16 protein-coding genes and 1 pseudogene are annotated in these 20,661 nt (G+C 40.6%); 11 read left to right on the top strand and 6 right to left on the bottom strand.

Going from position 1 to position 20,661, the window contains the following annotated elements; translation table 11 throughout:
• Window positions 1-20: 20 nt before the first annotated feature.
• The 4 genes from CLV95_RS06445 to CLV95_RS18770 all read right to left on the bottom strand — a co-directional run bounded on the left by CLV95_RS06445 (window position 21) and on the right by CLV95_RS18770 (window position 839).
• Window positions 21-221, bottom strand: coding sequence for a hypothetical protein (locus CLV95_RS06445; protein WP_002726216.1), 201 nt, complete (start codon window positions 219-221; stop codon window positions 21-23).
• Window positions 222-239: 18 nt separating this feature from the next.
• Window positions 240-422: a hypothetical protein gene (locus CLV95_RS06440; RefSeq protein WP_002726243.1), complete on the bottom strand. Its 183-nt coding sequence runs from the start codon at window positions 420-422 to the stop codon at window positions 240-242.
• 32 nt (window positions 423-454) lie between these two features.
• Window positions 455-619, bottom strand: coding sequence for a hypothetical protein (locus CLV95_RS18775; protein ID WP_002734347.1), 165 nt, complete (start codon window positions 617-619; stop codon window positions 455-457).
• A 76-nt stretch (window positions 620-695) separates the two neighbouring features.
• The gene (locus CLV95_RS18770; RefSeq protein WP_002726322.1) at window positions 696-839 is read right to left on the bottom strand and encodes a hypothetical protein; all 144 of its coding nucleotides are present in this window, start codon (window positions 837-839) and stop codon (window positions 696-698) included.
• A gap of 29 nt (window positions 840-868) precedes the next feature.
• Between CLV95_RS18770 and CLV95_RS19635 the strand changes: the two genes are divergently transcribed.
• The 3 genes from CLV95_RS19635 (at window position 869) to CLV95_RS06435 (ending at window position 2,455) form a co-directional block, all read left to right on the top strand.
• Window positions 869-991, top strand: a complete 123-nt coding sequence (locus CLV95_RS19635) for a hypothetical protein (protein ID WP_016748870.1) — start codon at window positions 869-871, stop codon at window positions 989-991.
• 18 nt (window positions 992-1,009) lie between these two features.
• A complete protein-coding gene (locus CLV95_RS19630; protein ID WP_279310119.1) occupies window positions 1,010-1,135 on the top strand; it encodes a hypothetical protein in 126 nt (41 codons plus the stop codon).
• Between the two features lie 318 nt (window positions 1,136-1,453).
• Window positions 1,454-2,455, top strand: a complete 1,002-nt coding sequence (locus CLV95_RS06435; protein WP_002734411.1) for an adhesin OmpL37 family surface protein — start codon at window positions 1,454-1,456, stop codon at window positions 2,453-2,455.
• Between the two features lie 868 nt (window positions 2,456-3,323).
• Here CLV95_RS06435 and CLV95_RS19290 read toward each other — a convergent pair.
• Window positions 3,324-7,146 (bottom strand): annotated as a pseudogene (locus CLV95_RS19290) (Ig-like domain-containing protein).
• A gap of 487 nt (window positions 7,147-7,633) precedes the next feature.
• On the opposite strand from CLV95_RS19290, the gene omp85 reads away from it, so the two are divergent.
• Window positions 7,634-9,088, top strand: a complete 1,455-nt coding sequence (omp85, locus tag CLV95_RS06415; protein ID WP_002731553.1) for an Omp85 family outer membrane protein — start codon at window positions 7,634-7,636, stop codon at window positions 9,086-9,088.
• 474 nt (window positions 9,089-9,562) lie between these two features.
• Here the strand turns inward: omp85 and CLV95_RS06410 are convergent, their stop codons facing one another.
• Complete coding sequence (locus tag CLV95_RS06410) at window positions 9,563-10,060, bottom strand: GNAT family N-acetyltransferase (protein WP_002726145.1); 498 nt, start codon at window positions 10,058-10,060, stop codon at window positions 9,563-9,565.
• A gap of 471 nt (window positions 10,061-10,531) precedes the next feature.
• On the opposite strand from CLV95_RS06410, the gene CLV95_RS06405 reads away from it, so the two are divergent.
• From CLV95_RS06405 to CLV95_RS06375, 7 genes are all read left to right on the top strand, one after another.
• Window positions 10,532-12,820 carry a patatin-like phospholipase family protein gene (locus tag CLV95_RS06405; protein ID WP_002734601.1) on the top strand — a complete coding sequence of 763 codons (2,289 nt, stop codon included), beginning with the start codon at window positions 10,532-10,534 and terminating at the stop codon, window positions 12,818-12,820.
• 67 nt (window positions 12,821-12,887) lie between these two features.
• Window positions 12,888-15,590, top strand: coding sequence for a PAS domain-containing sensor histidine kinase (locus CLV95_RS06400; RefSeq protein ID WP_016748868.1), 2,703 nt, complete (start codon window positions 12,888-12,890; stop codon window positions 15,588-15,590).
• The gene (locus CLV95_RS06395) at window positions 15,574-16,032 is read left to right on the top strand and encodes a response regulator (protein WP_002726376.1); all 459 of its coding nucleotides are present in this window, start codon (window positions 15,574-15,576) and stop codon (window positions 16,030-16,032) included. Before CLV95_RS06400 ends, CLV95_RS06395 begins: the two co-directional genes overlap by 17 nt.
• Window positions 16,025-17,554, top strand: coding sequence for an ATP-binding protein (locus tag CLV95_RS06390; RefSeq protein WP_002734361.1), 1,530 nt, complete (start codon window positions 16,025-16,027; stop codon window positions 17,552-17,554). Before CLV95_RS06395 ends, CLV95_RS06390 begins: the two co-directional genes overlap by 8 nt.
• Window positions 17,555-17,564: 10 nt before the next feature.
• On the top strand, window positions 17,565-18,779 hold the full coding sequence (locus CLV95_RS06385) for an EAL domain-containing response regulator (RefSeq protein ID WP_002734418.1): 1,215 nt from the start codon (window positions 17,565-17,567) through the stop codon (window positions 18,777-18,779).
• Window positions 18,780-18,827: 48 nt separating this feature from the next.
• Window positions 18,828-19,595 carry a hypothetical protein gene (locus CLV95_RS06380; protein WP_002726210.1) on the top strand — a complete coding sequence of 256 codons (768 nt, stop codon included), beginning with the start codon at window positions 18,828-18,830 and terminating at the stop codon, window positions 19,593-19,595.
• 203 nt (window positions 19,596-19,798) lie between these two features.
• Complete coding sequence (locus CLV95_RS06375; RefSeq protein WP_002734422.1) at window positions 19,799-20,188, top strand: DoxX family membrane protein; 390 nt, start codon at window positions 19,799-19,801, stop codon at window positions 20,186-20,188.
• The last annotated feature ends 473 nt before the right edge of the window (window positions 20,189-20,661 follow it).

Raw genomic sequence — 20,661 nt, 5'->3', positions numbered from 1 at the left:
GAAGCCATCTCAAAAATGTCTTAGAATGATCGGCATCCGCATTTCAAGCAAAGATAAATTATTTTAAGAATTAAGAATATTCCTAAATTGATTCCACCCAAGACGAAGAACCAATTCAGATTCGGTTTAAAAAAAGTTCCCTGGATCGTGAACTCGATCGCGCGTTTTAAAACCTTTTGAAAATCTTCCGAATTCGGATTTTCCGTGTCCGGAATTCTCACGGAAATTTCCTTCAGAATCTATTCAATGCCGAGTTTGTCCATGATTCTTTGGATCAGAAAACGGATCAGACTGGGAAGATCCTCCAAATTTCTGAGATAATAGGGAAGATTTTGAATTTGCTCGGAGGTGGAAAACTTCTTGCCGTTTGCTTTGCTCGCCTCTGCCTTTTTACAGATTGAAGCTTCCAGTTTTTCGGACAAATAAATGCTGACCGATTCCTAATGATCGCCGATTAAAAACTGTAAGCCTTTGAGACTGAGAATTTTTTTCCGAACAGAAAGTAAAGGATCGGAAATCCGAAACCGAAAGTCAACAAGATCAAAATGACGATGAGTGCAAAGATTGTGCCGATGTCTCCCGTTCTCGCTGCCGGAATTCTTCCCCGGCTCGACACCAAGAATTTCATTTCCGGAAATACAACATGGGCAAGATTCGATTAAAGGCCCAAGTGAATAGAAAAAAAATCGCACTTATTAAAGTTGTAAAAGGGACTCTCGTGTAGGTTCGGGAAGAGAAATTGTGTCGGTTTGCATCAAACTTCTTCTATCGAGCGATCCGGAGATTAGAAGCTGTCTCAAAAATACTTCATCTTTGCTTAAAACGCCGATTCCAATCATTCTAAGATATTTTTGAGATAGCTTCTAGTATGATTCTTGAACATAAGGCAGTTTCCAAATATAATATTCTTGAATCGATGGAGCAAGAAGAAGAAGGCGATGGAGAAAACGAAAGATCCCACTCTCGATGGATTGATCGTTCTCTGAACTGACGGCCGCAGAGCTTTCCTATGGGTCGCTCTGCAGAAACTCAATGCATCGCTTCCTATCATAACGTTACCCACAAATACTTGGATCTGAAGATAAATCTGTCGGAATTACTACAAATCCTCTGTGAAACTTACGCCCCACCCTGATTTTGGGTGGAGGGGAGAGGCGGTGGGAAGACTCGGGAGGTTTTCTTTACCACAAAATCATACTTCTTGCAAGTAAAAAGCCTCATTCTTGTCGGAACACTTGAAAAATATCAGTTTTTGATCCTTATGATCCCAAAAGCCTTCTTAATTTGTGGGTAACGTTATGGCTTCCTATGGGTTGCTCTGCAGAAACTCAATGCATCGCTTCCTATGGGTCGCTCTGCAGGCCGAAGGAAATTCCGCTAGAAAGGGATCGTTTTTTATGAATTTTTCCTCGAAAAAAAGGCGGAAGGCCGATATTGGAAAATAGAGAACGCCATGGTTTCCAGAATTCAAACAATACTGATCGTAATTATCCTCGCTTCCGGACGACTACTTTGGGCCGTATCACCGGACCAGATCAATCTCGGGATTCTGATTGGGGAAAATAAGACCAATCTTAAATTCATCAATATATGTGTAAGCAACCTTGCTCCTATTTTGGATGCCGCGGGGGCTTCGAATAAAAATCCGCCTAATAATACTAAGGCGGAAGCAGGTAGCGAAGTTACGCTTGATGTTTCTGGAAAGGAAGAACTTTATAAGAAATTGGGAGCACTTCCTTTTTACACAAGTTTGAAAAAAGCGAATCAATCCGATTTTAACGGAAACATGTTTTATTTTCAGAGTAATTACACACTTTCCTTTAAAAATCTCAGAGCGGCCCAAGGAGAGATGAAAGATCTTTATCAGTCGACTCATGAACAATATTTACAAAATTCCAGAATACTTTTGGAATATGCCTCTCCTTTGATCGTAAGGAGTAACGATAAGATTGCACAACATTTATTGCGTCTTGGTTTTCGAGATCTGAAGAATTCTGAAGATCATTTTACGATCGCATACAATTCTTCTCCTTATCAATTCCGATATAAACTACTTTTGCACGGGGAAGGGATCAAAATTGCGAGAAGGGCGAGAAAGTTCGCGCTTCTCGCAATGATTGCATCCAAAACTCCCACGGAAGACAAACCTGAATATCAGTTTGTGAACCTGGACGATATTAGAGCGGCGGTCGAAAAAGAGAATATTTCCGATTACGAGAAGATCAGAAATACCTTGATCAACTACATAGACAACGATTTGCTTCAAAGAAAAATCGCACCTCCCGGAGAAGCTAAGGATAAGCCGATTGATATTCTTGAAATACACGACGACAATTATGGTATTATCACTTCGGGAAGAATTTCTCTGATGGATCTAAGTAACGAAGAGATACGAACCGACAACATGATTCAAAAAGAAACTTTACCTCCGGTTCCGACAAAGACCCAAAATTAAGTATATTTTAAAAAGTTCGATTCTTTAGGGAGAATCGTTCTGGAATGGGAAGAGTCGTTGTTTTTTAAAAATGGTAAATAACCCAAATGATTTGTGGGCTTCTTTTTAAAAAAAAGGATTCTACTAAAATCTAATCGCGCTCCATCAAGAAAACCTTTTCAAAACAAAGTCTGATTTCCCATGTGAGACCAGTGGAAAAAGGTAGGCGCGCATTTTCGATTGACAAAGGAAGAATTGAATCAGCCAGAAAGCGATCAGGATTTTTATGTTCTCGTTTTTACGGGAGGTTCGTTTTATATCTTTAGAAATTATCTCAGAAATATCTTAGAGTGATTGGAATTGGTACTTTAAGCAAAGACAAAGAACTTGTCCCAAAACCTTAAAAAAAATCAACACAATCATTTCTTAAGTTCGTAATAGAGCGTAAGGATATTCCCGCAGATTGGTGATTTATGGACTTTCTAACAAATTTTATCGTTGGAATACTCCCTAGGAGTTCCTACATTTTGTGGCTTTAGGACAAGTTCAAAGTATTTTTGAGATAACTCCCTATCAATTAACGTGAACTTGATATAAGAAGTTTGTGCGAATCGCTCGCAAATTTCGTAGCTAAAGTGACTCGCGATCGCGCTTTTTATTTCAATTCCTTCGGAATTTTTCAAACTCAATACTGCTGGGTAGCATAATATAAGAATCGCTTTTACTTTGTTATATCGAATTCACATTAAACTATCAAAATTCCAAGCGGCTTATTTAGGTTTTAGAAAAAAAATCTGAAACAAAATTGAATTCTTATATTAAAAGTTTGTTTCCACTTCAATCCAATTTCACTCCGGGAAAAGTTTCCCGGAGTGAAAACAATCGTATCTCAATAGAGAGCAGCTCCAAACTGATTCGAGTCGGATGTGCTTCCACCCAACCCACCGATCAACGAAGTACCCAGGATATTAATAGTAGGATTATTTAAATCCGCCGGTTGACCGGTACCAGTAGTAGGGAGATGAAAGATGCTAATTTGGTTACTTATCATCCCATTTTGTGTATTTGGGCGACCAATGATAAGATCGGGAATGCCATCTCCGTTGACATCACCGGTAGAAAGGGGTTTGCCGGGACCATTCGTCATATGTACATACCCACCTATTCCTATTATCTGATAACTGTTATTAGATAATAATGCGGTACCGCCTATAGTACCGTTCCTTGGTGTTAGAAAAACGGCACTATTATTCCAGTTATTAGCAATCATAGCAGTATTAGAAGTATGAGTTGAGATAATTAGATCCGCTCTTCCGTCTAGATCTAAGTCTCGCGCTGTAATTGCTCTACCGATTTGATCCCCGGCATTGTCACCCGTAATATAACGAGTGGCATTTCCCATACCTGAGGTGTTACCAATTCCTGTAGCCGTCGCGGAAGCAAAAATACAAACTTTACCCTTCTGGTTATTGCCCGTAGCATCAGGTGCATACTCAGGTGCACACAACTAAATCATCGTAGTTATCTTCGTTGAAATCAGCGACTGCAACTGAATATCCAAATTGAGAATATATACCATTGGGATAAGTTGCAACAGCATTATTGTCGATCGTATTCGGCCCGGTTGTGGTAAAAACATTTCCATCGCCGTAGTAAACGTAAACTCTTCCATTATTTGCAATTCCTCCCACTGCGTAACCAGGAACTCCGACCGCGATATCGTCATAATTCCCCCCATTGATGTTACCCACAGCAATAGAAAAGCCGAATTTATCATTATTCGTCATCCCTCCTCTAAGGTAGGTGCAGCCGCTAACGCAAGTAGTTGTTGCATCTGTGATAGCATCTGCGGTTGCAATTCCGGCTGCTCCTTGGGAATAGAATAGATAGATTCTACCTTTGGAAGTACTGTACGCCGGTGCCCCTACGACTAGATCCGTATATCTGTCCCCACTGATATCTCCGGTCGCGAGGGAAGCGCCGAACTGCTCACTGGCACCGTCTCCCACAAGGATGGTGTTGGCAAACGCATAGAAAGATGTGTTGATTCCTTGGGTGCCCGCCGAATGAAAAATAAAAACTTTACCGTCCGTATTTGATTTAGGTGCACCTACCGCTATATCCGCAAATCCGTCTCCATTGAAATCTCCGGAAGATATACTTTTCCCAAAAAAGTCTGCTTTGACTCCTACAATGGTGTGACTAGCTGTTGTGGCATTGGTAGAGGTGATTCCCCCTGTCCCCGAAGAGTAGAATAGGTAAACAATTCCTTGTCCGTATTCCGAGGTCACCAGATCTACGTATCCGTCTCCGTTGATATCTTTGTTGGTTCCTTTTCGTACTGTAATCATTCCCGAGGTTGTAACATTGTTGGAAGTATCCGTTGCTCGTACTTGAATCGTGTGCGAAGAACCTAGTCTCCAAGTGTTCGCACCGGTAGGAAGTGGATATTTCCAAGATGTAGTTCCGGATACGCCGGCGCTCGTCCACGCGGTATTATCGATGTTAACTTCGATTGTTGCAACTCCACGTGCATCGGCCGCAGTTCCGATCACAAATCCCGATTCCACAATACTACCTTCTAGTCCAGTACCACCTGCTCCTCCGGTAATACCTTCTCTTAAGTTTTGAATTGTAACAGTCGGTGGCGTTACATCCGGCGCAACCCCTGTGGTAAAATTCCAATTGGATCCCGCCATTGCATTGCCTGCGATATCTTTCAGTCCTGCCGCTATTGTAACAGCGTAAGTAGTGCTCGCACTGAGGCCTGGAGGATCATTCGGAGTAAAGGTTGCGGAACTTCCGGAACAGCTAGTTGTTCCAGCAATTCCGTTATTAACCGTCAAGTTCAAAGTAGAGCAATTGATGGATTCGTTAAACGCTACGGTAACCGTCGCATTGGTTGGAATGCCAGTCGCACCGGATGACGGAGAGGAAAGAGAAATTTGAGGAGCGACAGAATCGGCAGCTATTCCTGTGGTAAAACTCCAAGAATAATCTGCATTCATGGAATTAGAGAACGTATCCGTTACCGTATTTTTGATTTTTGCATAGTACGTTGTATTGAATGCTAACGGTGGTGCTGTTGGACTGAAAGTGGCCATATTTCCATTACAATTGATAGTGATCCCGATAGGAGACCCAAAGGCTGGATCATCATCCAAGACGATACCGCCGCCACCTCCAATAATGGTCGTACAATCCATTGCCTCGCTAAAAGCAACATTTGCCCCGCTATTGACAGGCACTCCTAAGGCTCCATTACCGGGTGTTACAAGAACGACATTGGGGCGAGTTGTATCGAGGCCTGACCCCGTAGTAAAGTTCCAGAGATTCAAAGGACCTACGGGAGGATTGAGTGCGTTATTTGATCCATCCAAAGCACCAGCAGTGACCTCTACGGTGTATTGGGTATTCGCAGTGAGAGGGTCATCCGGCGTCCAAGTCGCGGAAGTTCCCAAACATTGTACAGTCCCGTTCAAATACGTGCCCGGGGGACTTGCCGTTTCTTTCAATTTAAAAGAACCGGTATTTACGGAAGGACAGAACATAGGCTCGCTAAAGACTACCATAGGATTTGTGTTGAGTCCTACACCTGTTGCGGATGCAGCAGGAACTTTAGATGTAACCGTGGGAGGCGTAAGGTCCAGAATTGGAGCTGCTACGGTTGTAAATGTAAAGGGGCCCGGAACCGGATTGATGCCGTTATTTTGCAAATCCGTAACCGCGTTGGAAAAAATAACGGTATAAACTGTGTTTGTTGCCAAATTGGCTGCAGGAGTAAGAGTCGCTGTTGTAATGGTACAAGTTACGCCCACGTTTACCGTTCCGGGTAGGAGTGGATTATCGTCCAGAACGATATTACCGGTAATGGTGTTACAATCGATCGGCTCACTAAAGGCGATACTCACCGCACTGTTGATGGGGACGTTTAATGCATTCGGAGCAGGACTGATAAAAGAAACGGTCGGAGGAACCAGATCGGGCCCTGGCCCGGTTGTGAAATTCCAGTTATAATTATTTGCAAGAGCATTATTTGCGAGGTCTTTTGCAGTAGAAGATAGATTTACTTGATAAGTCGTATTGGGTGCTAATAAGGTTGGTGCGGTTGGAGTAAAAGTGATGACGGAACCTACACAAGCAACATTTCCCGCTTCGTAAAAAGTAGTTACAGTGTTTTTTAAGGTCAGAGTTCCCGCATTGACGGAAGTGCAATCCATCGTTTCCGTAAGAGCCACTTGAACGGACGTATTATTGGGAACTAAAGTTGCATTGATGGCCGGAGTTCTTAGGGATAAATCGGGTGCAATCGCATCTACGATAGCACCGGTTGTAAAATTCCAAACATAATCTTCTGAAAGAGAGGACCCTTCCTCGGATTTTATACTTTTTGAAACTCGAACTGTATAAACTTTAGAGGCCGCTAAAGCGGAAGTTGGATTGAATAGAAGGGTTTTTTCCGTAGAAGTTAAACTTCCCGCGATAACTGCATTTCCTTGAGTGAGTTGAACCGACTGGGATTGAATACTGGAAGAATCCAATTTTTGACTAAAGCCAACTTGGATGGAGGTATTGAGTGAAACACCGGTAACATTCGGTCCGGGAGAGATTTGAAAAACATTGAATGAGTTTGTATTGGGAATACGACTGCCGAAATCCAAATATGCAAGAAACGGAATACCCGAATTTCCATTTCCTTGAACACAGCTCATGCTCCCGAGTATAAGAATGGAAAAAGAAAAAAGAATTTTAACGGATATTTTCATGGCAAAGACCACCTATCACAAAGTGTTTCACTAAAATCGAGTTTGAGAGAATTTCAATTGGGTTTGAAGAAACTTAAATTTTTCGCCTGAAATATGAGAAGAGATTAGCCTATTTCGGACTTGAATACTTGTTAGATTATAACTTGGTTTTAATTTTTGAATTGTAGTCGGCCCAAATTCAAATTTTGTGGAATTTTATTCTTTTGAATCGAGCTTAGGGACTGATTTCTTTTTGGGTGAGTGATACTCTAATCGGAATAGAACTATTTTTTAATGAAAAAAAAACGATATTTTAAGCCAAAAAAAATTGAAATAGAAAGTCTGAAGATCGTTTTCGTAAAGAAAAGTGGAGTATGGGAAATCGAAATCCATTTCTGGAATGAAAATAAACCTATACAAAAAACTTTCGAAAAAGGGAAATTTTCGAATCATCATGCATCGCTTTTTTTATAGCTTTTGGATTGGGTTCGGTTTATGGATCGTATCTGGTAATTTCTTACCGATTTTTGGAGAAGAATTGAGAAATTTGCCTGAAGCACGAATTCCTTTGGATGAAGGAAAGAAATTGGAACCGGGCGAACTTGCTGAAAAAAAAGAAGGTTGGTATGTAACAGCGGTTCCCCTTTTGAGTTCGGATCCTGTGAGGGGCCAGGGCGGGGGAATTCGTGCGAGTCTATTTTTCAACGGAAAAAAGACCGATTTGTACTATGAATATGAAGCGTATCGAAGCAAACTTACGTTTCAATTGTTTCAAACCAACGAGGGGATAAAAAACCACTTCATCCAGTTCGATTCTCCTTATATTTTAAATACCGCATTTCGATGGAAAAGTAGTCTTGGGTTGGATTTTAATCCGAATTCTCAATATTTTGGAATTGGGGAATCTTCTCTTCAACCTCTTTCTTATCGTCCTAGGAATCTTCCGGGAATCGGTCACATAACCAATGCCAGTTTTGATGCTTATGAGGCGTCCCAATCTTACATTCGTCCTTCTCGAACCGGTTCGGAAATTACTCCTACCGTTAGTGATCAAGGGTACAACCAGTATTTGTTTAACTCGACGACTTTCTTTAACAGCATAGATTACACTTTTTGGAAGGCTTGGAAATGGGTAATCGCAAACGAAATTTCCAAAAATATCATCGGTCATTCCGACGGAATTTGGAATCCGTCCAAGGATCCGTATTTAGCGGGTAGTATCTGGAATACGTCGGTTCCAAATGGTGAATCAAAGCTGACGGAAGACTATAAAGCCGGTAGGATTATAGGATATAGCGGAGGAGAAATCGTTTATTTTAGAGCGGGCCTCGCCTACGATACTCGTGATTTCGAACCGGACCCGGACAGAGGTATATTAATAGAATTGAATATGGCAAACGTTTCGAAGCGCACCGGCTCTGATTTCAATTATAATAAGATTTTTTTTCAGACGAAATACTTTTATAAGATTTTGCCGGACATTTTTGAAGAATTGGTATTTGCTACAAGAGGTGCGCTCGGTTATACCTCTTCCGGAGCTCCTTTTTCCGAAGTAAGATACATGTGGAGTTTAGACGGTTCCATGACGGGGATCGGAGGACTTCAGACAATGCGCGGTTATCGCCAGGATCGTTTTGTCGCTCCCGTGGTCGGTTTCGGAAGTGCGGAGCTTCGCTGGAGGTTTGCTACATTCAAAATCTCTGATGAACTTTTTACCTTTAGTTTTGTTCCATTTTACGACTTAGGTCGTGTTTGGGACTCCGAAAAAAGAATCAATTTTCAAGGATATAAACATTCTTGGGGAGGCGGTCTTCGGATCATTTGGAATCAAGCAACGGTGATTTTGATCGACTTTGCAAAGTCGAAAGAAGATACTCAGATGTTTGTGGATTTTAATCACGCCTTTTGATGGAGCCATTTTTTCTCTTTTGAAAAACCGAACAAGCTACTTGCCCAATGTATCCGCTCGTTACGAGTAGGAAACTTTGAATCGATCTTTGGGAAATAATTTTTTTCAATGAATTTCGTCTAATGTGTAAATGGAAGGATTTTATGGATGATCCATTCCGAAAATCTAAAAGTCTATCCAAAATCCTTAAGAAAAATCAGTTAACGTGAATTCGGTAAACAGATACGAAAGCGATTATATGTTTTGACTTGTAGGGATAAACATTGAGTTTCTTATTCGTCTAGATTTTCTTAGGCCGAACTCACGTTAGTTACAATCTTCGTAATGAAATGTAGGAGTTGTAAAGTCCTAATTCCTATCCACTCGTCCCTTATGTAGTAGAGATTAGAAGCTATATCAAAAATATTTTAGAATGATTGGAATCGGCGTTTTAAGCAAAGATAACGTATTTTTGAGATAGCTTTTCATGGTACCCTAAATCGATTTCCTAAATCGAATATAAAAAGGTTGATAACCCATTGCCTTCCAGAAAGAAATTGCGTTTTCGTTCTCAACAATGGCTCTCAGTTCGATACTTTGAAATAACTGATCTTTTGCCCAGGATTCACAAGCTAGTACTAGAGGTTTCATGTATCCCGTTTTTTGTTTTCCACGTTTGGTGACGGCTAGATCAATGAAAAGTATTTTCTGTTCTTCAAGATAAGGTTTGTCTTCGGTTCTCGCGATGAGAAGGGATACGAGCTCTTCTCCCAAAAAACCTCCGAGAAGCAACACCTTTCCAGTACCTCTCAGTTTTAGATAAACGTCAATCATCTTGGTTCCCGCACGGGGACGAATCCTGAATACTCCGTCTAATGTGAGAGAGTTCACGAGGCGAAAGAATTGATTCACGAGTTCGATTGCCGCTTCCCTGTGTTCCGGAAGTAGATTGGCGATTTGAAATTTTCCTGAGTTCGTTTTGGATTTTGGCATTACTAAATTCGGTCGATTTCGGATTTAAAAGTAGGAATCATTTTCTAAGAATTCATGAAGTTCGTATATTTGCATCCAATATTTTACGTTTTAGCGCCGGTTCTTTGGAATGATTTGTTCTTGCCTTTTGTGTTCCATATAAATAATTTTTTGAAAATTCTTCTTAGAACATTATAACTTTTTGAGATAGGTTTGATTCGAAAGGTTATTTGGTTTGAATTCTAAGAATTGCAACTGTCCTGTGCGTAAGTTTATTACGAGAAAAGCGGATTCGATTCGGAGTTGTAGTTGTTTATGGGCACCTCTATAAAATCAAAAAACAACAGAACGTTATAAAGAATTCCTATGTGAAACCGCCGTTTTATGACATTGGAGAATTCTAAAATCTATTTTATAGAGGCCCCCTTATAGAATACGGATTCGTATCATCTTTTATTGCTCAAAATTTTACGGAGAAACGTCTATTAGAATATGGATCTGCCCCATTCCAAGAAAAAATTTCTGAGACGATTGCAGCATTTTCGTTCAAAAACATCCTCCACATTTCCGGGATGGAAAGATTCTCAAGAAGAAGGGATCGTAGCAAAATGTCTGAACCTAACTCAATGGAATGTGAATATTCCATCTCCGCATACGGTTCCCGGTTCTTTGTGTTTGGTTCTCTCCGGGAAAATCGAGGAAACCCTTTTAGATTCGGAGCAAAAGGATTTGATTCTCAGAGAATTATTTGCCGGGGATTATTTTTTGTTTCAACCGGATAAGATTTTACATTCCGGAATATCTGAAATTCTTTATATACTTCCGCGCGACTTATCTCGAATTGTTTCTAAACTTCCGGGTTGGAAAAAGTGGATCGAGGATTTAAATAAGGAGAATCATCTTTTTCACGTATCCAAACTGAGACCTTCTAAAAAGGAACTGATGTCTTTTTTGTCTTCGGTGGAACTTTTGTTTCATCTGAATAAGGCCACTCTTTCCAATTTGGAATCCAGAATGGAGTGGCTCGTGATTCCCGGCGGGAAAATCCTTCTCAAACAGGGAGACGTCGGAGATTCGATGTACATTCTCGTTTCCGGTCGCTTGTCTTGGACCGTTCGCTCCAAAAACGAGGAAATACTCGCGCAAGGGGAACTCGGTAAGGGGGATATCATCGGTGAAATGTCCCTACTTACCGGGGATAAAAGGTCGGCGACCGTAGTCGCTTTGAGGACCAGTCAAGTCGTTCGGATTTCGAGAGAGGACTTTCGTATGAGTTTTGCGAATTCTCCGGAAGCTCTTTTTCAAATTACGGGAACCATTGTACATCGATTGAATACGGAGAGAAATCAAAGCTATCGAAAAACGAATTCCGTCAGAACCGTTTCCGTCTTTCCGCTGAATTCGAACGGGAGTTCGGAGGATTTTTTTTATTCTCTTCAAAACGGTCTCAAAAATTTCGGGAAATCTATATTAGTAGATTATGATGTTTTTACTAAAAGAATTGGTTTGAGGGAATACAATAAGAATTCGGAAAAAACGAACGTGTATCGAATCGGAGATCTCGTGAATTGGTTTTATGACCTCGAAAAAAATTACGATAAGCTCATATTCAAGACCAGCATACACAATCCGGGTTGGAGAGAAACCTGTTTTCGTCAATCGGATCGAATTCTCGTTTTGATCGATCCGAGCAAACCGATCGTTTTGGATTACGAGAAAGTGAATTCCATGTTGCCCGAAGAAATTCAGAAGGAACTCGTTTTTTTGATCGATTTTGCCTTTACCGATTGGAAAAGGATAGAATCGATTCTGCAAAAATTTCCTTCTATCTCTCATTCAATTGTACGAAGAAATGTAAATGCTGATTTCGGTAGATTGTCCCGAAGACTTACCGGTAAAAGTATCGGAGTTGCACTTTCTGGAGGGGGTGCAAAAGGTTTTGCACATCTTGGACTTTTGAGGTGTTTCGAAGAGAATGATATTCCCGTGGATATGATTTCGGGTACAAGCGCGGGAGCGATTATGGGGGGACTGTTTGCGATGGGACTCGGCTCGTCCGATATTCTTCCTTTGATCCGAAACTTTTGGTTGGATCGAAATATTCTTGGGGATTTTACGTTTCCCTTCGTTTCTCTTGTAAGGGGAAAACGGTATTCGAACGCGATTCACGAATTTTTCAAAGATAGAAATATAGAAACCCTCCCGATCCCTTTTTACGCGATTGCTTGTAACTTAACGAAGGCTGAAAGAAAGGTTTTTGATAGAGGTTTGTTGTGGAAGGCGGTAAGGTCCAGCACTTCCATTCCGGGAATTTTTCCTCCCTTTTCCGAAAACGGGGAATTGTATGTGGATGGAGGTTTGTTAGATAACCTTCCCGGTTCCATTTTGAAAGAAAGAGGGGCCGGGATTTTGATCTCGGTAGACTTGGGTGGCGGAGGTCAGATCGATAAGGATTGGATGTATCATAATTTACTCGGCCCTCAGTATTTAGGAGAAGCTCCTTCCTTTTTCAATCTATTGTTTCATCATTTAAAACGTAAGAGTTTAAAAACGAAATATACCGGGTTTGCCGAAATTATGATGCGTTCCTTGATGTTGTCCAGTAAGAATAACCGGAATCGTACCCGGGACAGTTCCGATCTTTACATCGAACTTCCGGTAGGCGAATATTCCACCTTCGACTGGGATCAGTTTCAAAAATTATACGAAATCGGATACGAGGCCGGTAGAAAGAAAGTCCATATCTGGAAAAACGAAATTAAGAAAAGACTAAATTCATAAATTCTTATTTTTTAATTGAAATCTTCTACGTGAAGAAATTAGAATTGTTTTTTCTTTGGCGATTTTCATGCAACCCTTAGACATTCAATTTTTGGAAGAATTCTCTTCGGAGTTTGCTTCCTTTCAAGATCAGATCTGCATACTTGAAGAGTGTTCTTCCGGAAAAATTCTCTTGTCGAACGAATGCATTCGTTTTTGGGGATTGAAAGGATTCAATCAGGAGCCGGATACGTTTCCTTCCTTCCTATTTCATCTTCATGGAAAAATTCGAAACTATGCGGATTTTACCGAAAAGATTCTTTTAAAACACATGCAAGATTTGGAATACTTCGATACACTTTTTACCGAAAGATACATTTTGCGTTTTTTTTGGAAAGCGGTCTTGAATAAAGCGGAGTCGACGTATCGTATTTATACATTCGAAATTTTGGCGCAGGAAGGGGACTGTGGGAATCTTTCTCCGGAAAGTCCTGGGGTGGAATCCATTTTTTACAAACTTCCGGAACCGGCGTTTTTATTCGATCCGTCCACTTTACGTTTTCTTGCCGTAAACGATGCCGCGATCCATCTCTATGGGTTTTCCAGGGAGGAATTTGCCGGTATGAATCTTTTGGAAATTCGCCCCGAGGAGGATCGCACCGATATGGAAACCGCGATCCAAAATTTCGCCAAGGAAACCGGAATTCGTTCCAGAGGAGTTTGGAGACATTGGAGGAAGGACAAAAAATTTCTTTATGTAAAAATCACCACAAACCGAATTCCTCTTGGAGATTCTTTTGCGGTTTTGACGATTTTGACGAATGTTTCCGAGACGATAGAAACCTCTTATGCTTTAAGGCAAATTCGTGCGGAGAAACAATCCATCATCGAAAGTATGTCGGATCGATATTTTGCGCTTTCCAAAGACTGGAGATTCATTTCTGCGAACCGGCAATCTCTTATTACATTAGGAAAACCTAAAGAAGAATTGATAGGAAGGAATATCTGGGATTTGTATCCGGGAGCTTCGGTTCGATTCTTTCGGGACAAATTCGAACTTGCTGTCCGAACTCTAAAGCCGATTACTTTCGAATATAAAATCATAGAAACCGGAAACGTGATGGAGTTTAGGGTTTTTCCTTTTGAGGAAGGGGTCTCCGTGTTTTTTCAGGATATTACGGAAAAAAGGAAAAGAGATTCCGAACAGAACATTCTCAAAGAGATCGCTTTAAAAATTCCGAAAGCGTCGAGCGTGAAAGAATCTTTCGAGATTCTTTTTGAGACGATTTGTAAGGGAACTTTTTGGAATTTTGCCCAAACTTGGAGGTTTCAAAACGGTAAGATCGTTTTGGAGGAGAATTCGCCTTGGTACTCTACGGAAGCGACTTTCTTACGGTATAGAATCGCTTGTTTTGAAACCGGTTTTTCTCCCGGAGAGGGGATGATCGGAGAGGTTTTTTCCACTCATAAAATTCGTTTTGTGAATGACGTTCAAAAGGAAAAAAATTTTAAAAGGACAGGTTTTGTGTTTCAAACCGGAATTCGGTCTTGGATTGCAATCCCTTTGCGAACCGGACATGAAACTTACGTTCTGGAGTTTTGTTCCCAGATTGAGTTGGATTCAGTAAATTCTTATATTCAAATGTTTGAATTGATTTCGGATCAGATCGAAGTTTTGTTTAAAAACAAGGAATCGGAAGAGGAGAAGGATCATTTTTTTAAGTTGTCCGGGGACATGTTCCAGATTTCCACGTTGGACGGACAGATCATAGAACGTAACCATGCTTGGGAGGAAGTTTTGGGGTATACTCGGGAGGAATTGAACGGAATCGATCTCGTTAAAATCGTTCATCCGGACGATCGGAACAAGATGTTGAGCGCCCTCGTGAGTGTTCGAAAATACGGAAAAAATCTTTCGATCGCACTTCGATACGTAACCAAACACGGACGGACGAGGACGATTCTTTGGAAGACGATCGTTTCCCCGGAACACAGACTTGTTTACACCACGGGTAAGGATATCACCGAAATTCAAAATACCCAGCTCCAACTTGAGAACATGACGAAAGAGTTGCAGCGTTCGAATTCGGATCTGGAGGATTTCGCTTTTATCGCTTCTCACGACCTCCAGGAGCCTTTGCGAAAGATTAAGGCGTTCGGAGATCGTCTTTTGAAAAGAAACTCAAATTTGGATTCGGAATCCGTGGATTATCTGCAAAGAATGTTTTTTTCCGCGCATCGATTATCCAACTTGATCGAAGGTCTTTTGTCTTATTCCCGGATTAAGAGTAGGGCGAAACCCTTTCAGCTCGTCGATTTAAGAAAAATTTTAAAAGATTCGATCGGCGATTTGGAAATTTATATCAAGGAAAAAAATGCGAGAGTGGTCGATTCTGAAATCGGTTTTGCTTGGTGTGATCCGTTTCAAATGGGGACGGTATTTCAGAATCTGATCAAAAACGGAATTAAATTCAATCAGAGCGAAAACCCCGAAGTGAACATTCGATGTATTCCGCATCCTATCGAACCGAATTGGATTCAAATTACCTTTGCGGATAATGGAATCGGTTTTGACAAAAAGCACGACGGTAAGATATTTACGCTCTTTCAAAGGTTACACAGCCGGGAAGATTATGAAGGAAACGGAATCGGTCTTGCAGTTTGTAAAAAAATTATAGAATTTCACGGGGGAAGAATTTACGCCGAAAGCGTTTTACAGAAAGGTTCCACCTTTTATGTGGATCTTCCGGGCGCTCTTACGTCTGTTCAAGAATATGAAAGCCGAAATTAAAAATCAAAGTTCGATTCATATACTAGTTGCGGAAGACGATCCGGACGATCGGCTATTGATGAGGGACGGTTTTCGGGAGAATAATCTGAACAACCCTCTACATTTCGTGAAGGATGGGGAAGAATTGTTCGATTTTCTTCAAAACAGAGGGGAATATTCCGATACTTTAAAGTATCCTAGACCAGGAATCATTTTATTGGATTTGAATATGCCAAAAATGGATGGAAGAGAGGTTTTAAAAGTGATCAAGTCCATTTCAGAGTTCAAGGCAATCCCGGTCATTGTTATCACAACTTCTAGGGAAGAAGAGGATATGTTGGAAACTTACGATCTGGGTGCAAATTCTTTCATTCGAAAACCCGTGGAGTTTGATGCGTTTATGGAAACGATCCGAACTCTAGGAGAATATTGGTTTGAGATAGTGGAGCTCCCCATTGTTTAGTAACGATTCATCGGACGAGGTTTCTGTTTGTTTAATCGAAGACGACGAGGACGATTCGATTCTTTTTAAGGAATATTCGGACGAGATTCCGTATCCCAAATACAATATCACTCGCTTTAAGGATGCCGCGAGCGTGCTTGCGGATTTGAAAGTTAATCCTTCCGGGTATAAGATCTATGTGGTGGATCATTTTTTAGGATCGCAAACCGGATTAGAAATTTTGCATGAGATTCGTGCCGTCGTTGGTTCCGTTTTTGCTGTTTTGATTTCGGGGATTTCGAAAGAGGAAATAGAAATCATCGTAAAAGAAGAGGGATTTCAAGGTTATCTTGAGAAGAAGAATCTTTCCACATTTCATATTGCAAAAACCTTTTTTACGGTTTTGAAGGAGAAAGAGAATTCTGAGGCGGGCCATACTTCCATGGATACTTTTCTTATAAAAATGGAAACCATATCTCAATTTTCCGGAGGGATTGCTCACGATTTTAATAATATTCTGAACGTCATCGTAGCCAACTTGGATATGCTGGAGATGCAGTGTAAGAATCAGCCGGACGTTTTGAATCGAATTCGTTCCGCACAAAATGCTGTTATGCGAGGCGCGGAAGTAAATAAGAAATTATTGAATTTTTCTAGAAAACAATCTTTATATCCGGAAGTAGTGGATCCGAACACGTTGATCGCCGATTATTTGGGAAAAGCACAGGATGTTTTTCCGCAGAACGTTCAAGTGAACTTTGATCCTCGTTCGGAGGGGGATCTCTGTCGGATCGATCGAAGCGAATTTGCAAATTGTCTTATGCATTTGCTCCAAAATGCGAAGGAGGCCTTCGAAGAATCCGAAGGAAGTATTTTAATAGAAACTGATACGATCGTTCTGAATTCTAAGGATAAATCACTCGGGTTAAAGGAAGGACATTATCTTTTACTTAGGATTGCGGACAATGGTAAGGGCGTGGATTCGAACATAGCCGATAAAATTTTCGAACCTTTTTTCACTACAAAACCGAAAGGGAAACATTCGGGACTTGGTCTTTCCATGGTCTTCGGTTTTGTGCAAAGAAGCGGAGGGCGGATCGTATTTGAATCCTATTCGAATATCGGTTCCGATTTTTATATCTATCTTCCTATTGAGGACATAAAATCAAACTCGCATTTCGTAAAACCGGAATCCTCAAAAAAACCGAAAGAAATTTTTTATTTTTCAAATGAAGGAGAATTTTCAAAGAGAACGTCTTATATTCTTCAGAAATCGGGGTATAGGCTACGTCATTTTAGGGATCTAAACGTTTTTGAATCTTATCTTTCTAATATAAATTCCGAAACTATTTTACTTTCGGAAACTTGGCTGGAGGATTTTTCGAAGTGGAAGGAGATTGCGGTGAGGGCGCAAAACTCGGATTTGAAAGTGAAAATCTTTTATTTTTCCTCATCGGTCGACGCAAACGATTCGGAAAGTTCAGCGGGGATTTCCTGGCCCGTATCTAGAAAGTCTCTTGAAAGTCGTTTTAATATATTTTAATTGAGTACTCATGAATCAGCCTAAATTACCCAATCTACTGATTCTAGACGATGAGGAAGAAATTGCAGGTATCCTCGGGGATATAGCTAAACAATGTGGTTTCGAAGTTACGGTCACTCACGAAGCCGGGGTATTTTTCGAAAAGTTGACCGAGGACACTCAATATATCATTTTAGATTTAATGATTCCAGGAGTGGACGGAGTTGACGTTTTACGGATGTTATCCGGTAAAAAACTTTCTGTTTCCGTAATCTTAATCAGTGGAGCGGATCGGAGGGTTTTACAAAGCGCCGAAGCCCTTGCAATCCAATACGGATTAAAAATTTCGGGAGTTCTTGAAAAACCGATCCGAATCCAAGAATATCAGAATGTACTTATAGGGCTTATCTCTAATCAAAAGAACGAATCTTCGCAATCTTTTGCCGTCGGAAAAAGAACCGTTAAAGAGCAAACTTCCGTGAATACACCGGAGGAAATCGAGCAGGCGATTCGAGGGGATCAATTTTTACTTTATTATCAACCGAAGATCGATTTTAAAACGGGAAACGTTTCCGGTTTTGAATCTCTGGTGCGTTGGTTTCATCCGGAAAGAGGTTTGATTTTTCCGGATTCTTTTATTCCGATCTTGGAATCGTATCCGAGTTTAATGGACGCGATGACTGAGAAATTGATTCTTCAGGCACTCTCTCAGTGTTCGGTTTGGAACAAACAATTCCCGGGTATTGCGGTTGCTGTAAATGTTTCTCCTGTGAGTATGAATAAGTTGATTCTTCCTGAAACTATTTCCAAGATGATCGAAAGTTTCGGATTGAATAACAGTCAGTTGATCGTCGAAGTTACGGAAACTCAACTATTGGAAAATATCACGTCTACCTTAGACATTTTAACTCGGATTCGAATTCGAGGAATCGGACTTTCCGTGGACGATTTCGGAATCGGTTATTCTTCCTTGAAACAAATTCATCGTTATCCTTTTACGGAACTCAAAATCGATCGATCTTTTGTAAGTGTGGCTCCATATGATAAGGAAGCTCTTTTTATTTGTCAGGCCGCGATTGATCTCGGCCATAAACTTGGAATGACGGTCGTGGCGGAGGGGATCGAAACTGCTATTGTGGGAGAGTTGATGAAAAAACACGGCTGTGACAAAGGGCAGGGTTATTTTTACAGTAAACCTATGCCCGCGGACGCTACCTTACCGTTTTTGTCCAGTTTTAAGTTCTAATTTTTTTCTGGTTTACTCTCAAGGAAAGAATTCGATTCTTTCGGTAGTATGAAAAATGTTCTTCAGGATCCGGATTTTCCCGTTTTGATCCGGGCTTATCGTTCTTCACTGATTCGACGATATTCGATTTCCAATTTGGAACGTTATCCGGAACTGAAGGCCATTCCAAGATCGGTTGTCGATGCTCTTTTGAAATATTTTTTAGAGCTTTTGTATCCGGAATACAAAGGAAGACTTTTGTTGGACGGAGCCTTTCGTTCCCTTTCCGGTTTTGTCCATAGTCCTTCCAAGGTGTTTGGTTTGATCGGTTCTTTAGGCGCGGCCGCTTTCAATTTCGGAAGGCATTTGGGTGCGGCATTTAAAACCGGTTTTGCGGCTTTGAATTCTTATCTTACGGCAAGACATTTTGAAACTTTAATGTTCGAATTCACAAAGGAGGAGTTGAGATTGGGGAACGATCCGGAAGACCCGATCGTTTTTGATAGAATCATTTCCCGGATTCCCAAAAAAGAAGCGGACCAATTTAGGAAGGATATCCTGAGACTTTTTGAAACTCTTTCTAATAAAGAACTCTTAAACAAGATCGTTTTGATGATGAACGCGATCGTTTCTAAGATGGAAAACAAGCCGAAAACGTACACTTCTGAAGAAGTGGAAGGAATCCGTCTTGGTTTTGTAATATTACAAAAAGGTCAAGAACTCTTTCGGGATCTTTCCGATATGGAGATGAAATTGATTTTAACGTCGATTGATAGAATCGAGTCTGATTTTTTCGAGGACGCTTTGAAGAAAAATAACGGATTTGAATCGATATAATAGTTTTTGTTCCGCTTTAGAAATTTGTCCCACTGAATTTGTTTTCGTCCGACTCGGTTAGACTGATTAAAGTTTGCAGTCGGATTTCGTTGGAAGGGGAAATAATCAATCCTTCATTTTTTCAATTTTATGTTTTTCGGAAAAGTCCTTGCGAAGATGTTTCGAAATCGTTAGAATAAAAGTCTTGAAGTGGAGTAAAGTCTATGAAAAAATTTTTTGATTGGATGGCACGGATCGTCGCAAGCGTGATTCTGATTCCGGCGTTTTACTTTAAACTTTCTGGAGCGGAGAGTTCCATAGCGACGTTCACCGCATTGGACGCCGAACCTTTTGGTCGTTACGTAGTCGGTTTTTTCGAGTTAGGCGTCGTATTTTTATTGTTAATTCCACAGACGAGTTGGTTAGGCGCTATGATTGCGACGGTCATTATGGTAGGGGCGATCGGTTCTCATATCTCTATTCTCGGTTTTCAAGGCGAAATGGGGATTTCTTTTTTATTGGCCTTTGTGGTTCTTATCTGTTGTCTCACCGAGTTGGTTGCAAGTAAGGACAGAAATCCGATTTTTACGAGAATATTTGCAAATAAAGCTTAATTTCAAAAAGGATTTCAACTTTTGTAATCATCGGCAAAGTAGATTACTTTTGAGAACCTCTATAAAATAGATTTTAGAATTCTCGAATGTCGTAAAACAGTGACTTCGCCATAGGAATTCTTTATAACGTTCTGTTGTTTTTTGATTTTATAGAGGCACTTACCCTTATCTTTTGAAGAATCGTATTCTAAATCTTGCATTTCTTTATTCCTTTCTGTAATGGGGGTATAACTGATTTATCTATTTAACGTGAGTTCGGCGTAAGGAGAGAGCGGATATTATAGATTGTCATTTGATTTCAAATTGAAAGACGGTTTTTTGAAAAAAACAAAAATACCACTCAGCTACTGTGTAGGTTAACGGCCCAATTGAAGAACTCCGATGTTTTGTATGTTGAATCTGACAAAGCCGGACCCATATTTACTGCAGCGGCTGGCGTTTTTCGTGCAAGAATTTTTTTCTTACGTCGGACT

The organism is Leptospira borgpetersenii serovar Javanica, from assembly GCF_003046425.1.
Classification (GTDB): Bacteria; Spirochaetota; Leptospiria; order Leptospirales; family Leptospiraceae; genus Leptospira; species Leptospira borgpetersenii.
This window is presented reverse-complemented; position numbering and strand designations above follow the sequence as displayed.